A 15297-nucleotide genomic window follows, 5' to 3' on the forward strand; every position below is an offset into this window, starting at 1 on the left:
TCTATTTTCCGCGATTTCTCGTCGGTAAGAAAGCGTTTTAAATGTCTGTTTTGCTGATTGAAACGGCGACGTCAGATTAAGGAAACGCTGTTTGGTTATAAGCACAGAATTTGTGCCACTTCACTTACCAACGCGGAGTAACTTTTCGTCTTTAATAATACCAAGCTGATACAGCGCCAGGGCAATGTCTTCAAGTTCCGCATCCTGCTCAGGAGTCCGGTCAGCAGTCTCTCTGAGAAGTTGATAATGCGCTTGCATGGATTTAGTTCTTTTGGACACTTGCCGGCACTCAAAACACTCGCGGCAATGTGAGTCCACATAAAACTTTAAATGTTCAAACCAGTATTGTTGTTCTCTTGCGAAGAAGATGAAAAGCCTGCTGCAGACCGTACAGGTTTCCTCTATATCTACGTAGATGCGACGCGGGCACATCCGGAAATTTTGTAACGACGTGTCCGCCTTAATCGCTGTTTGGGGAAAAAACTGAAGTGACGAATATCTCCAGTGAGCATTGGTAATCTCTTCAAGTGAGTGTTCTTCATCTGAAGCTAACGGGACATTTCCATATTTTGGATGATTAACATATTCCATTACCGATCCTTTGACTTTCTGTAGCTAAAACACACAAAGTTCTTTCTCTATGCGAAGCGCATGTAGAGAAACCTGTTTGTTGAACCTGCCGGTCAGCGCCATTTTCTTATTACCAGTACAATGCCACCAATGATTGCAGCACTGGCAATAATGACTCTGACGTTAAGGCTTTCAGATAGAAATACCCAGCCCATCAAGATGGCAATTACCGGTACACTGAGTTGTAAAGTGGCGGCATTAGTCGCCGCTATTTTAGGGAGTACGGCGTACCACAAGGCATAACCCAAACCCGATGCGATGGCACCGGACAATACGCCATAGATAATACCGTAGCGGATAGTTGTTTCTGAAAGTGAAAGTGGCTCATCAACAAAGATAAACAGCGCGACAATAAACGGCGTCGTACGGACAAAGTTTCCTGCCGTCATTAAAAGTGGCGATGCTACGCCTTTGCCTAACAGTGAATACACTCCCCAACTGATACCGGCAGTAATCATCAGCAATGCAGCGGGCAGCGGCGGGGCTGTAACGCCGGGCAGTACCAGATAAATTAAACCTGCAAAAGCTACTACAAAGCCGGCTGTCTGAATAAAACTGAACCGTTCCCCTCTTAAAAAGCCGATGCTGATCATTGAAATTTGTACAGCACCAAACAGCAAAAGAGCGCCGGTGCCCGTAGTTACGCTTTGATAGGCAAAAGAGAAACCTGCTGCATAGCAGAATAGTGCGACAGATCCTGCCCAGCTTCCCTGTTTTGCAGGATTATGCCCTTTCATTTGGATAAGCAAACTCAGCACCACAGCACCGCTGAGTAACCTTACGAGTGTGAAAGAAGCCGGCCCGATATCAGTCTCTACCAGCGCCATCCGGCACAAAAGGGAATTAGCAGCAAAAGCCACCATGGCTAAGCAGGCGTACAACAACGTAGATACAGGCATGAATCGCTCCTTTTATTTTGTTCACCTTCCCACGACAAAGGAGCAATTACAATGGTACTTGAGATCCGGTTACTCCGGTCCGGTAAACACCGGACACAAAAAAAGCACCCGCAGGTGCTTTTCAAAAAGAGACGACTTTAGAGCTTTAGGCCCAAACGGTCAGCCACTTCAATGTATGTTTCTACTACAGAACCTAAGCCCTGACGGAAACGGTCTTTATCCATTTTCTTACGGGTTTCTTTGTCCCACAGGCGACAACCGTCAGGACTGAATTCATCACCCAGAATAATATTGCCATCACTGTCCAGGCCAAATTCCAGTTTATAATCCACCAGAATCATACCGCCTTTATCGAACAGATCTTTGAGTACATCGTTAACGGCAAAAGTCAGACGTTTCATCTCTGCAATTTGCGCTTCAGTTGCCCAGCCAAATGCAGTGATGTGATAGTCATTAACCATAGGATCATGCAGCGCATCATTTTTGAGGAAGAATTCAAAAATGGGAGAATCGTTTAGCATCAAACCTTCTTCAACGCCCAGACGACGAACCAGTGAACCTGCAGCAACGTTGCGAACGACGCACTCTACCGGAATCATATCCAACTTTTTCACCAGAGAATCGGTGTCTGACAGCAACGCCTCAACTTGTGTGGCAATGCCGGCTTCTTCCAGCTTTGTCATAATGAAATGATTGAACTTGTTATTCACTTCACCTTTACGGTCAAGCTGTTCAATTTTTTCACCGTCAAATGCAGACGTATCATTTCTGAACTCAAGGATGAGTTTTTCGCTGTCATCAGTGAGGTATACAGTTTTGGCTTTACCGCGGTAAAGTTCTTCGCGCTTTTCCATCATCAGTCTCAAAAATTAGATATCCAGATTGTCCTGAGTCATGACACGGGCAAATTGCTCGTACATGTCGGCAACCTGATTAGGTTCAAACGGCTGACTCTCATTATCCATGAAGGTCACACTCGTTCTGTTTTCGCCGGCCGGCACCACTTTCAAACGATAATCACCTTTTTCAAGAAGGGATTCACCGTCAGAAAACAGGCTGCCCCACCAACCATTATCCTCACCATTATAGGTGACAAATAACAGGCCTGTGGTTCTGTCTAAATCTTTTACGTCAAAGCCAAGGTTGCGTAACACCAGCAGCATTCTTGGCCATACAATATCGTGTCTGGCGTCAACCACGTAGGCTGCATCACCGTTAGCGTCAAAACCCATTTCCAAATTAAGACCACTGCGGATTTCAGCAATACGTTTACTCTCGTCGAGTCTGATTTGGTATTCGTAATGAGTCAGTACTTCGTTCAGGATGCCGATTTCTTCTCTGCGTTCTTTCATCGCATCAATGGAATCCATGGTGATGGTTTCACCATCTGCACCATTAAATTTGAAATCCTGCAATTTAGCGCGTAACGCTGCAGTCCGGCCGTGAGGCTTTAGTTCCATGGTGAAAACAAAGCGACGTGAAACCTCTGACGTTTCATTCTCAGTCCAGTCGTACCAGGCTGACTCTTCGGTCGTCTTTTCAACGGCCCAGTCAGTAACAAGTCGGCCATTTTCTTTATCGAAGCTGTCTACACCGATGTGATTTTGCTCAAGAAAGCTCAGCACCGTGTCCCAGATAGCGGTATTCAGCGGCTTGCTGTCATCTACCTGATCGAACCAGACCGTTGCTTCCTGTTTGCCTTCTTCAACATGTGAACCCGCCACAAGGGGCAGGACAAGCGCCGGAGACTGAATCGTCAGTTTGCGGCCGGTAAGACGGGTGTCTGCATTCTGACTTAATTCCGGAAGATCATAATCAGATGTAAATTCAGGCGAATCTAAACCTTCAGGCACTTTCACAGAGGCCCGCTGGGAAACTTCAAGGTAGTCATAACTGCCCGATGCAGTCTCATAATCCTGTTGGCTTGAACAACCTGTCAGGGCTATTACAGATAAGCCACTGAGCAAAGCCAGAGTGTTTTTCATCGGTGTTCCTTATTAACCAGAAATCAAAGCGTGTTTTTGTAATAGTTCTTCGAGTGCTTTTTGGCTCGCAAGTTCCGGTAAAACCATAGGTAATCGTAATTCGGCACTGTTGATCAGCCCCATACGGTATAACGCCCACTTTGGCATTACCGGATTTGGCTCAATAAACATGCCGTTATGCAGGGTTTCAATAGTAGCATTAATACGGCGACATTCCTCAGCGTTGCCGGCCAGGCCTGCTTCGCACATTTTGGAAATTGCGCCGGGAACCACGTTAGCCGTTACTGAAATAACCCCGTGTCCGCCCTGACATAAAAATTCTGCACTGGTACCGTCGTCACCGCTAAGCAACAGAAATTCTTCAGGCACCAGCTTCTGTGTGGCTTTGAGACGTTCAATACTGCCGGTTGCATCTTTAAGACCGACAATGTTTTTGTGTGTGGCCAGTTCTGCCACTGTCTCAGGTAACATGTCCGCTACGGTTCTGCCGGGTACATTATAAAGCAGCACAGGTAAGTCAGTCGCATCAGCGACTGCTTTAAAGTGTGCAACCATACCCCGTTGTTGCGGCTTGTTGTAATACGGTACAACGCTGAGAAAACCATCGATCCCTAAACCCGCCATTTGTTCACTGAGGAAGATGGCTTCATCCGTTGCGTTTCCACCGCTGCCGGCAATCACAGGAATACGCCCTGCTGTCATAGCAACGGTCTGTTTGACCACTTCAATATGTTCTTCAAAAGGCAATGTGGCGGATTCACCGGTTGTTCCTACTGAAACAATACCGTGTGTGCCCTGCTCTATATGAAACTCAATAAGTTTCTCAAGTGCAGGGTAATCAATGTCACCCGCGTTGGTCATGGGTGTGACAAGTGCAACGTAACTGCCTTTAAACATATTATCTCCCGCGTTTTGTGAGCGCACATGGTAATGAGGTACAGCCCTAAAAACAAGTTATCGCAAGGGCTTTTTAGACGTTAATCGACAACCTTATTCTAAATAATCACTATTCCGTCAAAAATTGGGGATAAAACCCTTACATCAGACTGTTTTTCGAACTGACGCGGTGCTTAAGCTCACTTTATGATGCCGGAACGTGGCATCAAAAAATCCTGATGTGTTAGTATAAATGTGGCTCCGGTTTTATAAGTAACGACATGAATCATCAGTTAATAGTCACGATTTTGGGTACCGACAAGAGCGGCATGCTGAGCGAAATTGCCGGCACCGTGTCGGAAGCTCAATGCAATATTCTCGACAGCAGGCAGGCGATATACGGGAAAGAATTTTCCCTGACCATGATCATCGAAGGTTCCCATCAGGCAATCACACGGGCGGAGCTGGCCATTCCCCCCATGTGTCAGAAGTTCGGCCTGCTTTCTATGATGAAGCGAACCAGCCATCATGAGAAACAAAATTTAGATTATCTTTACGATGTGGAGTTCAGCGGCGAAGACAGTCATGGCCTGCTGAAGTCGGTAACCGGCTTTTTTGCGAAACGGCACGTCTCCATCAGTGCGTTTCGTCAGCGTACCTTTAAAGATAAAAAAACCGGGAAAGAAATGATGCGCTGCAAATTTGTTGTCAGTACGCCGGATTCCGTTGATATCACGCAGCTTCGTTCTGAGGCTGATGCCCTGTTCGGCTCCCTGAATCTGAGTGGCAAGATTTTAGACAAAAATAAAGGAGAATTATGAACACCTTAAAAGCAGGTGATAAAGCACCGGCATTTACCCTGCCGGATCAAAATGGCGAAGCCGTTAATCTGGCAGATTTTGAAGGTAAGAAAGTACTGGTGTATTTTTACCCTAAAGCAATGACACCGGGCTGTACCGTGCAGGCACAGAACCTTCGCGACAGCAAAACATCACTGGATGAACTCAATGTTGTGGTACTGGGGATCAGTCCGGACGCAGTTAAACGCCTGCCAAAGTTCATTGAGAAAGAAAACCTGAACTTCACCCTGCTCTCGGACGAAGACCACGCTGTGGCTGATGCTTTTGGCGTCTGGGGTCCAAAAAAATTCATGGGCAAAGAATACGACGGCATTCATCGTTTAAGCTTTCTTATCGATGAAAACGGTGCTGTTGAACACGTGTTTAATAAGTTTAAAACCAAAGACCATCATCAGGTTGTACTGGATTATCTGAATCAGGCTGGTTGATAACCCGGTTTACCCCGTCGTTCACAAAGCAAAAAGCCCTGTCAGAACAGGGCTTTTTTGTTCGGACGTACCGTCAATAAGTGTTTAAGTGTTACAGGGCGGCGGTTCATCCGGTCCGCCGGACCATGCTGTTATCAGCGCTTTGACTAGTGTTGCCAGCGGGATGGCGAAAAACACTCCCCAGAATCCCCACAATCCGCCGAAGAACAGAACCGCCACGATGATATAAAGAGGATGTAAGCTCACCGCTTCGGAAAACAAAAGTGGTACCAGTAAGTTACCGTCCAGTGCCTGGATAATGCCGTAGGCAATCATCAGATACCAGAAATCAGGGGTCAGACCCCACTGAAACAATGCCACAACAGCCACCGGAATGGTGACAACGGCTGCACCGATATAGGGGATAAGCACTGACAAGCCAACCAGTACGCCGAGCAGAATGGCATAGCGCAAGTCCATCAGGGCAAAGACAACGCAGGATACCGATCCCACTATCAGAATTTCGATAACTTTGCCGCGGATATAGTTTGCTATCTGGGTATTCATTTCATGCCCGACCTGCGTAATCAACCGGCGCTCTTTTGGTAACAATGACGAAATGCCATCAAGGAAAAACAATTTGTCTTTCAGCATGAAGAACACCATCAACGGCACCAGAATCATATATACCAGTAACGCTGCCACATTACCGATTGAACTGACAGACGCTGACAAAAGTTGCTGTCCCAAATCCACCAGATGATCATTGAGACTCTCCATCATTTGCTGAATTTGATAAACCTGTACATAGTCAGGATACTTATCCGGTAACCGCAGGATCCAATCCTGTGCGTTTTGCCAGATTAACGGCGTCTCCTGAATCAGATTCACACTCTGACGGCTCACAGTAGGTAATAATCCGACAATCATCAGTATGGTGACAGCTACAAACGCCAGCATCACAACGCTGCAGGAAATGGTCCTGCTGACACCAATATTTACCAGCCGGTTCACCGGCCAGTCCAGCAGATAAGCAATTACCGCTGCCACCAGAACAGGCATGATAAGCCCACCCCAGAAGACGAACACAGTTGCCGTCAACAGGATTAAGATCAGCAACATGGCTGCATCGGGGTCAGAGAACTTCCGGCGGTACCAGCGGCCGAATACACTGATTAAACTCATAAATTCTGCTCAGTCGGAACGGAAAAAAATGCATCATAGGAGAATCACTGACTGCTCTGCAACCCGGATTCCGCGGTATTACAGGCTAAATGAAAACTTCCGGGCTACATTATGCATGAAGCGATATAGCAATCGCCTGTATTGTACGGCACAATGCTAAAATAATGCGATGGAAAAATGAAACTAATCATGGAGTTTGCCACTCTATCTGTAAACGCTTCAGTGGTACTCAACAGTAACAGGTTCAATGAGATATTTAGCGCGAAACGGAATTAAAATAGGCTTGTGTTTGCTGGCAATGAGTTTTTCTGCCATTGCACAAACCAGTAAATACAGCGATCGTAATACGTTACCGGAAATAGGTGTGGTAGCGTCTGACGCCCTTTCCCTTGACAAAGAGATGCTGATTGGCGATGCCGTTATGCGGCAAATGCGCGGCGGGGCCCCGATTATCGGCGACCCGGTACTGGATGAGTATTTGCAGGATCTGGGCAACCGCCTTGTTGTTCATGCCGACAATACCAAGTTTCCTTTTGAATTCTTCTGGGTCAACAACGATGCCATCAACGCCTTTGCTTTCTTTGGCGGCCACATTGGTGTGCATACCGGCCTTATTCATAATGCGAAAAATGAGAGTGAGCTTGCGTCAGTGCTGGCCCACGAAATCTCTCACGTTACCCAGCGTCACCTTGCCCGCCACATGCAGGCACAACAGCGTGCTACGCCACTGGCCATTGCCAGTATATTAGGCGGTGTTTTACTGGCGATGGCAGATCCTCAGGCCGGTATGGCAGCCATTTCCGCCGGTCAGGCCGCTTCAGCGCAAATGCAGATTGATTATACCCGTTCTAATGAACAGGAAGCTGACCGGATTGGGATAGGCATGTTATACCGTGCCGGATTTGATCCTGACGCGGCAGCCAGCTTCTTCTCAACCTTGCTGGAACAATACCGCATGGTATCCCGTCCGCCTGCAAGATTGCTTTCTCACCCGTTAACGGAAACGCGTGTTGCCGATGCCCGCGCCAGAGCCGGTGATTTTCCACCTGTGCGGTTAAGAGAAAGTATTTCTTTTCATCTGGCAAAGGCCAGAGTGATGTCCAGGTACACGTTCAATAAAAAATACAGCCTGGAATACTACCAGGATGCGGTGGACCGTAAGAACTATGTAGTCCGTGAAGCGGCAATGTATGGTCTAGCGCTGGCACTCATGCGCAATGAGAAGATTCCGGAAGCAGCGAAGGTGATCGATACATTACTTAATGAAGAACCGGATAATCTGTTTTACCTTGATGCAGCCACTGATCTTTCTCTGGCAATGGGTAAACCGCAGGAAGCAACAGAACGTCTGGCACCGCACCTGCAATTAACACCACGCAATCAGGTACTGGCATTGAATCAGGCCAATGCGCTTATTGCCGCCAATGAAAATGACAAAGCTGTTCAGTTACTGAAAGACTTGTTGCTGGTGCATCCTGACTATGAAATCGCCTGGCAGTTACTCACTGAAGCATATAAAAACAACAAAGATTTTCAGGGCATGCATCAAAGTAAAGCAGAAGTGATGGCACTGAACGGTGCTTACCGTCGCGCTGTGGATGAATTACAGTTTGCTTATAACTTTACTGCCGACAAGCACCTTGACAAGCAGCGGATCCGCGCAAGGATTAAACAACTGCGGGACGAGGAAGAGCGGCTGAAACGACTGTAAATGCCTCCCTTAATTCAGTGAGCGGAGGTACCCGCCTCCGCGTTTGTATACTGAATTAAACCGTCCAGGGAGTCATCGTCCTGCTCACCGTACAACGCTTTCACAACCTCCCCCTTAGGTGAAATCAGATACGTTGCGGGCAGATAGTCCGGATACGGCATGGGAAAAATGGTTTCTTTTGCGGTGTTTATCACAGCAAACTCAATATTTAGCTGTTGTGTTAAGGCACGCAGTTCCTGCTCATTTTTGTCATCAAAACTGACACCGGTTATCTTCACATGGTCAGGCAGGCGATTAATCAGCCTGTTCAGAGCCGGGATCTCCCGTAAACAGGGAGAACACCAGGGGGCGAAAAAGTTGATGATATGCCATTCTCCGCCATTGTCTGCCCAGCGAACCGGCTGTCCAGAAAGTGTAACGGCATCTGCGCGGGTATATTGCTGAAGTTGCCAGCCGGCAATCAGTGCAACCACAGCCGCACTGACAATCATTAATGATTTTTTCATGATTAATTGCGTCCGGTCATATTATTCTTACATTAATACTTGTTAGAATTCATCTCAGTGAAATTTATAACACATTGAATAAAAAGCCTATGTCTTCAGTACAAATACTTCATAACCCCCGTTGCTCCAAAAGTCGCCAGACCCTCACTTTATTACAGGAAAAGGGTATTGATGTTGAAGTCACCGAATACCTTAAACACCCGTTAACCCGGGAACAGCTTGAAGCCATTGCTACAAAGCTGGGTGTTTCGTCCCCCCGTGACATGATGCGGACAAAAGAAGCTGAATATAAAGAGCTGGCATTAGGTGAGAGCTCTGTTACCGACGAACAATTATTCGATGCCATGGTTTCTGTTCCGAAGTTAATTGAGCGTCCGGTGGTCATTAAAGGTGATAAGGCCCGCATAGGTCGTCCACCTGAAAGTGTTCTGGACATACTCTGATGTCGCCGGTACTGGTGTTGTATTACTCAAGAAACGGGACAACCCGGCAACTGGCAACACATATCGCCAGAGGCATTGAAAGTACAGGAGCCGAAGCACGGGTGCGTACCGTGCCGGCGATCCCTGAATATATGACACCATGGCCGGATGTTCCCGAAGCAGGCGCGCCCTTCGTTACCCGTTCTGATCTGACAGAATGTTCCGGTCTGGCACTGGGGAGTCCGGTCAGGTTCGGAAATATGGCCGCTCCGCTTAAACATTTCCTCGACAGTACTTCTCAGGAATGGCTGAAAGGCGTACTGATTGATAAACCCGCCTGTGTATTCACCTCCGGTGGCAGTATGCATGGCGGACAAGAGTCAACCCTGCTTACCATGATGCTGCCCCTGCTCCATCATGGCATGGTGCTCTTTGGTATTCCTTACACTGAATCGCAATTACACGATACTGCTTCCGGCGGCTCGCCTTATGGTGCCGGACATGTGTCAGGCCACAGTGACGGTAAACTGACTGATGATGAATCAGCGCTGGCTTTTGCCCAGGGAAAGCGTCTCGGGGAACTGGTACGGCAATTAGCACGGAAGAAATCATGACAGAAATGGCACCGGCAACTAAAAAAGCACGCTGGCTGGCGTTACTCAGTTATCTCGGATTACTCGCCTGGGTAACCTTGTGGCAATTTGTATTGGTTGAAGAAAGGGTCTACGGCACGCTCTTCATCGCCATAATTTATATTTTGCCTTTACTCCTGCCACTTCGCGGCATCATTGCAGGGAAACCCTATACCCACGCCTGGGCAAACTTTGTTGTACTGTTTTATGTGATCCACGGCATTACAGCCGGTTACGCGGCACCGCAGGAACTGGGTTATGCCATAACGGAACTGATACTTGCCACGGGCATGTTTGCCGGTTGCAGCCTGTTTGCCAGATTACGGGGTCGGGAATTGGGTCTCGGACTTAAAAAACTGAAAGATGTCATGAAGGAAGAGAAGCAGCGCTTCGAAGAAACGGAATAAAGACACCATGACACACAGAAAGGTTATTCTTTTTCCAGTTCCCGCTTAATCATAGCCACAGACAGTTTCTTCTGTTCCTGTAAAGAGCGGGTGTCCAGCCGGTCGAGCATAGCAAGCAACGCCGGTAAATCACGGTCACAATGGGTGAGTAAAAACGCCAGAGCCTGTTCGGAAAAACGCATACCCCGTTGCGCCGCGCGCTTTTTCAGCACATTCAGACGTTCATTATCAGTCAGGCCTGCCAGTTGCCAGGTAATACCCCAGCTCAGACGTGAACGTAAGTCAGGTAATTTGAAAGCGGGATGGTTCGGGCCGATGGAAGAGGTCCAGATAAATATGGACGTATGATTGTCTACCACACGATTAATAAAATGAAAAAGCGCCTCTTCCCACTCATCAATGCCGGCAATGGCATCAATATTGTCCAGACACACATAAGGCAGGCGCTCCAGGCCATCAAAGATCACCGGCGTCCAGTCAGCATATTCCCGTAAGTTTAAATAAATATGCCGTGTCTGGTGAAAGGCAAGTTGGTGGCATACGGCATAAAGTAAATGACTCTTGCCCCGCCCCGCAGCACCGGTAATACCGACACCCGCCAGCGGACTATTGTCCAGCGAACTGAATGCCGTGTTATCCCGCCAGCGGCTGCCACTCTGGCTCAATGCAGAGAGAAAGTCTGCAAGGCCGCTGTTTTCACCAGCCTCAAAGCTTGCGAAGGTTTCATCATCAGGTAACGATACCGCCAGAGGTAACTGCATAGGCGCTGTGTTATTCGTTCCAGTAAAAGTTCAGTCCGTCAAGGGGGTTACCTGACACGTCAGACACCGGCTTGAGTTTTGAATCCAGGCTCACCAGTTTGAAAAAGTCACTGGTTTGCGACAACAGCGACAGTGAGAACGTCGCCACAGACCCTTTCTGACTCACCAGCGACACATGACTCACCATGCTCATCTGTTCCATGTATTCTCTGGCATGCACGTACTTTTCCAGCGAGTCCACATTGGCAACAGAGATAGAAATGTTATTCACTTCTGTTTGTTCATCACCGCTACGGACTGAAAAATGCTGGCCAAGATAATCGCTGTATTCTTCAAAAAACAACGCGGTAAGGCTGTCTTCATCATCTGCATAAAGGGTACCGAACTGAATGTCGTTATTTTTGATCACTACCCAGTCAAGGGCCCAGTCACCTTGCGTATGCTTTTGTGACATTGCTTCGAATTCGCTGCGGGTGAACGCCGGAGAACGGGCTTCTTCCACAAGATCATCCACCAGGTAGGTATTCAAATCCTGTAAACCATTATTGGAAAAAGCAGGCCGGTAGGTGTCATAGCGAAATGCTGATGCCTGCTCCCGCGTTTGCTGTTCTTCTTCAATGTCAGGCACAGCATTCATCTTTACTTTGTATAACCGCGCGCCGACAATGTAATCAGGCTGATATCTGACCGAAGCAGTTTGCAACGTTCTGGCAAACCGTCCCCAAACATCAAAAACGGAAATATTCACGCTGTCATCTAAATCCATCAGCGGGAACACGACAGGCACGCCTCTTTCAACAGCCAGTTCACGCAGACGACGGCTTACCTGTCCTTTAGCACCGTCATCGATGATCTGGCGGTTTCCATTTTCATCTTCGGTGGCAAGCCACAATAAAGTATCCGGTCTGCGCTGTCCCCAGACGGGTAATCCGGCTTCCCTGATCACCTTTATAACTGACCGGGAATCAAACTCAGCGACATAAGACAACTGACCGTTAACCACATCAAAGCGGTACGCCCGCAAATACCGTTCAGGTTGAGACAACATGGCCCTTACTGCACTGTTTGAAGTAGCTGCACGCTGACCGGTAATTTTTATGACTACCTGTTCCAGTGCCTGACGGGCCGCTTTCTTCTGGGTCGATGATGACTGATCGGACACAGCCACACTGGCCTCGTTAACTGATACCACTGTACTGGCCTGAACGGATCCTGAGAAAGCTCCGGCAAACAGAGAAACAACAATGAACACTAAAGAAAAGGAAGATAATTGAAAAAGCATGAAGAATTAACGCCGCTCCGTGAAACCCGTACCTGGACTATGCGAAAACGTATTGTGTGTTATTTACCGGAATATTTCACCACTAAAATGTAAAAGAATAGCATCAGGACAGATCAGCAGCCGAATTCCCCCCTGCGCCCTGTTGGACTTACTGCAACTTACTGGTAGAATCCGCGTCTTTCCAATCACCGCACCAGGGCCATACTCGTGAGCGAAAACAAACAGTCACTTAGTTATAAAGATGCAGGCGTAGACATTGATGCCGGAAATCAGCTGGTTGAACGTATTAAATCTGTTACTAAAAAAACAACCCGTCCGGAAGTCCGTGGTGGCCTTGGTGGTTTTGGTGCGTTATGTGAACTGCCCGCGAAGTATAAACGTCCGTTACTGGTATCCGGCACCGACGGTGTAGGAACTAAACTGCGCGTAGCGATGGATGCCAACCGTCATGACAGCGTGGGTATCGATCTGGTTGCTATGTGTGTTAACGATCTGATTGTTCAGGGTGCAGAGCCGTTATTCTTCCTCGACTATTACGCTACAGGAAAACTGGACGTAGATGTGGCTGCAGACGTGGTCACCGGTATCGGTGAAGGCTGCGAACAGGCTGGCTGTGCACTCATTGGCGGTGAAACAGCAGAAATGCCCGGCATGTACCACGACGGCGATTACGATATTGCCGGATTCTGCGTAGGTGTTGTAGAAGCTGATAAAGTGATTGACGGCAGCGGCGTAAAAGCTGGTCAGAAAATTATTGCTCTGGCTTCGTCCGGCCCCCATTCAAACGGTTACTCACTGGTCCGTAAAATCGTTGAAGTCAGCAAAGCAGACGTGAATGCAGACCTTGATGGTAAGCCGCTTATCGATCATCTTCTTGCGCCAACCCGTATTTATGTGAAGCCGGTACTGGCACTGCTGGAAAAAGTAAAAGTAGAGGCCATCTCTCACATCACCGGTGGCGGTTTCTGGGAAAATATTCCCCGTGTGCTGCCTGAAAACGCCAAAGTTGTAGTAGATGAGTCAAGCTGGCAATGGCCTGTCGTATTTAACTGGTTGCAGGAAAACGGTAACGTTACGCAACATGAAATGTACCGTACCTTCAACTGTGGCGTTGGTTTGATCCTCGTTGTCGATGAAAACGATGCAGATGAAGCCGTCCGTATTCTGAATGAAGGCGGAGAACAAGCCTGGTTGCTGGGTCATATTGAAGATCGCAGCGGCGACGAAGAACAGGTAGAAATTAAGTAATGACTACCGCTAAACCCCGCTTATGCGTATTGATTTCCGGTAACGGGTCTAATCTGCAGGCTATGATCGACAGTATCGAAGCCGGTCAGTTGCAGGCTGAAATTGTGGCGGTGATCTCAAACCGCCCCGATGTATTTGGCCTTGAAAGAGCCGGAAAAGCCGGCATCCCTGCACATTGCCTGAATCATAAAGATTTTTCAGACCGCGATGAGTTTGACGCGAAACTGCAATCTTTGATTGATAGTTTTAGCCCGGATGGCGTGGTACTGGCCGGATTCATGCGTATTCTTACGCCTGAATTTGTTGAACATTTTTCCGGTAAATTATTGAACATCCACCCGTCTTTGTTGCCAAAGTACAAAGGGTTACATACCCATCAACGTGCGATTGATAACGGCGACAAAGAACACGGTGTCAGTGTGCATTTTGTGACTCCTGAACTGGACGGTGGTCCGGTAATCATCCAGAGTCGAGTACCGGTATTTGAAGATGATACCGCAGATGAACTGGCTGAACGGGTTCAGGAACAGGAACGCCGGATTTATCCGTTAGTGTTGAAGTGGTTTGTCGCCGGTCGTCTGACAATGAAAGATAATAAGGCTGTGCTTGATGATAAAATTCTTCCGCCGGAAGGTTACGCCAACGACTAAACCGGCAGGGTTTCTGCTGTCACTTTTGTTGATGCTGGTTTCTGTACCGGCATCTGCAGAAGACAAACCTGTTATTACTCCTTTTGAAGCGCATTATACCGCTTATAAATGGGGTGATGATGTGGGTGAAGCCAAAATCAAGCTTGAATATCTGAGCGACGAACAATACTCCCTCACCTATTCTTCAGACGTTTCCAAATTCTTCTTATCTGACGAACGTTTTGAACACTCCGTGTTTTTTGCCTCGGAAGATACAATTCTGCCTTTCTCCTACTACTATAAGCGCACGGGTACCGGACCCGATAAACAGCTTTCGGTTAAGTTTGCCAGTTTCCCTGACAAGCAGATAGAAATCGAAGGTGGTGAGACTCTGCCATGGCAGGGAGAAACCGATAATCAACTTTACCGTATTGATCTCGCCAGACAACTGGCCGCAGGCAAAACAACCCTGTCTTATGATTTCATTAACTACCGTGGCGAACGGAAAAATTATGGTATTGAAGTTACCGGTGAAGAAAAACTGTCACTGCCTTACGGCGAACTTGACACTGTTAAGGTAAAAATTCTTCGCGACAATAATAGCAGCCGGGAAACATTTGCCTGGTTTGCCCCCGCTCTGGATTATAATCTGGTCCGCCTGCAGCAATTTAAAGACGGTGATGAACAGGGTGATATCAAGCTCAGTGCTTACCGTCATCTTTAATCTACGTTAAGTTGTAAAATTTTTGTGTTCTCTTTCTTGACCTTTGATGTGACAGACATTAGTTTTAGCATCATACTCTGGTCTGACCTCAGTCCAACTTACTGATTCAGCATATTTCATACTGTTAAGGAGC

General features: G+C 47.6%; 18 protein-coding genes. 9 read left to right on the plus strand and 9 right to left on the minus strand.

The window, feature by feature from the left end; all coding sequences use genetic code 11:
• Positions 1-120: 120 nt before the first annotated feature.
• The 5 genes from ACXAGC_RS09910 to dapA all read right to left on the minus strand — a co-directional run bounded on the left by ACXAGC_RS09910 (position 121) and on the right by dapA (position 4411).
• Positions 121-591 (minus strand): zinc-ribbon domain containing protein, encoded by a 471-nt coding sequence (locus tag ACXAGC_RS09910; protein ID WP_474844250.1) that lies wholly within the window; start codon positions 589-591, stop codon positions 121-123.
• 92 nt (positions 592-683) lie between these two features.
• Complete coding sequence (locus ACXAGC_RS09915; RefSeq protein WP_474844251.1) at positions 684-1529, minus strand: DMT family transporter; 846 nt, start codon at positions 1527-1529, stop codon at positions 684-686.
• A 137-nt stretch (positions 1530-1666) separates the two neighbouring features.
• Complete coding sequence (gene purC / locus ACXAGC_RS09920) at positions 1667-2383, minus strand: phosphoribosylaminoimidazolesuccinocarboxamide synthase (protein ID WP_119503399.1); 717 nt, start codon at positions 2381-2383, stop codon at positions 1667-1669.
• A 15-nt stretch (positions 2384-2398) separates the two neighbouring features.
• Positions 2399-3514, minus strand: coding sequence for an outer membrane protein assembly factor BamC (bamC, locus tag ACXAGC_RS09925; RefSeq protein ID WP_474844252.1), 1116 nt, complete (start codon positions 3512-3514; stop codon positions 2399-2401).
• A 12-nt stretch (positions 3515-3526) separates the two neighbouring features.
• Complete coding sequence (gene dapA / locus ACXAGC_RS09930; RefSeq protein WP_474844253.1) at positions 3527-4411, minus strand: 4-hydroxy-tetrahydrodipicolinate synthase; 885 nt, start codon at positions 4409-4411, stop codon at positions 3527-3529.
• A gap of 260 nt (positions 4412-4671) precedes the next feature.
• On the opposite strand from dapA, the gene ACXAGC_RS09935 reads away from it, so the two are divergent.
• Positions 4672-5211, plus strand: coding sequence for a glycine cleavage system transcriptional repressor (locus ACXAGC_RS09935; RefSeq protein WP_474844254.1), 540 nt, complete (start codon positions 4672-4674; stop codon positions 5209-5211).
• The gene (gene bcp / locus ACXAGC_RS09940; protein WP_474844255.1) at positions 5208-5678 is read left to right on the plus strand and encodes a thioredoxin-dependent thiol peroxidase; all 471 of its coding nucleotides are present in this window, start codon (positions 5208-5210) and stop codon (positions 5676-5678) included. The genes ACXAGC_RS09935 and bcp overlap by 4 nt, the downstream gene beginning before the upstream one ends.
• A gap of 84 nt (positions 5679-5762) precedes the next feature.
• Here the strand turns inward: bcp and ACXAGC_RS09945 are convergent, their stop codons facing one another.
• Positions 5763-6842, minus strand: a complete 1080-nt coding sequence (locus tag ACXAGC_RS09945) for an AI-2E family transporter (RefSeq protein ID WP_119501444.1) — start codon at positions 6840-6842, stop codon at positions 5763-5765.
• 247 nt (positions 6843-7089) lie between these two features.
• On the opposite strand from ACXAGC_RS09945, the gene bepA reads away from it, so the two are divergent.
• Positions 7090-8553: a beta-barrel assembly-enhancing protease gene (bepA, locus tag ACXAGC_RS09950; protein ID WP_474844256.1), complete on the plus strand. Its 1464-nt coding sequence runs from the start codon at positions 7090-7092 to the stop codon at positions 8551-8553.
• 14 nt (positions 8554-8567) lie between these two features.
• Here the strand turns inward: bepA and ACXAGC_RS09955 are convergent, their stop codons facing one another.
• Positions 8568-9059, minus strand: coding sequence for a TlpA family protein disulfide reductase (locus ACXAGC_RS09955; protein ID WP_474844257.1), 492 nt, complete (start codon positions 9057-9059; stop codon positions 8568-8570).
• A gap of 89 nt (positions 9060-9148) precedes the next feature.
• On the opposite strand from ACXAGC_RS09955, the gene arsC reads away from it, so the two are divergent.
• From arsC to ACXAGC_RS09970, 3 genes are read left to right on the plus strand one after another with little or no spacing between them, the layout of a single operon-like run.
• Entirely contained in the window at positions 9149-9502 is a 354-nt protein-coding gene (gene arsC, locus ACXAGC_RS09960) for an arsenate reductase (glutaredoxin) (protein WP_303574728.1), read from the plus strand.
• Complete coding sequence (wrbA, locus tag ACXAGC_RS09965; protein WP_474844258.1) at positions 9502-10095, plus strand: NAD(P)H:quinone oxidoreductase; 594 nt, start codon at positions 9502-9504, stop codon at positions 10093-10095. Before arsC ends, wrbA begins: the two co-directional genes overlap by 1 nt.
• 5 nt (positions 10096-10100) lie before the next feature.
• Positions 10101-10520, plus strand: a complete 420-nt coding sequence (locus tag ACXAGC_RS09970) for a DUF2069 domain-containing protein (RefSeq protein WP_119503400.1) — start codon at positions 10101-10103, stop codon at positions 10518-10520.
• 23 nt (positions 10521-10543) lie between these two features.
• Here the strand turns inward: ACXAGC_RS09970 and hda are convergent, their stop codons facing one another.
• Both hda and ACXAGC_RS09980 read right to left on the minus strand, forming a co-directional pair.
• A complete protein-coding gene (gene hda / locus ACXAGC_RS09975) occupies positions 10544-11281 on the minus strand; it encodes a DnaA regulatory inactivator Hda (protein ID WP_119501449.1) in 738 nt (245 codons plus the stop codon).
• Positions 11282-11291: 10 nt separating this feature from the next.
• Positions 11292-12563: a DUF2066 domain-containing protein gene (locus ACXAGC_RS09980; RefSeq protein ID WP_474844259.1), complete on the minus strand. Its 1272-nt coding sequence runs from the start codon at positions 12561-12563 to the stop codon at positions 11292-11294.
• 207 nt (positions 12564-12770) lie between these two features.
• On the opposite strand from ACXAGC_RS09980, the gene purM reads away from it, so the two are divergent.
• Genes purM through ACXAGC_RS09995 form a run of 3 tightly spaced genes read left to right on the plus strand, consistent with a single transcriptional unit; the run spans position 12771 to position 15164 of the window.
• Positions 12771-13811, plus strand: a complete 1041-nt coding sequence (gene purM / locus ACXAGC_RS09985; protein ID WP_474844260.1) for a phosphoribosylformylglycinamidine cyclo-ligase — start codon at positions 12771-12773, stop codon at positions 13809-13811.
• Complete coding sequence (gene purN, locus ACXAGC_RS09990; protein ID WP_474844261.1) at positions 13811-14461, plus strand: phosphoribosylglycinamide formyltransferase; 651 nt, start codon at positions 13811-13813, stop codon at positions 14459-14461. The genes purM and purN overlap by 1 nt, the downstream gene beginning before the upstream one ends.
• Positions 14421-15164, plus strand: coding sequence for a DUF3108 domain-containing protein (locus tag ACXAGC_RS09995; RefSeq protein WP_474844262.1), 744 nt, complete (start codon positions 14421-14423; stop codon positions 15162-15164). The genes purN and ACXAGC_RS09995 overlap by 41 nt, the downstream gene beginning before the upstream one ends.
• Positions 15165-15297: the final 133 nt, after the last annotated feature.

Source organism: Alteromonas sp. AWJ4_197 (assembly GCF_056160285.1).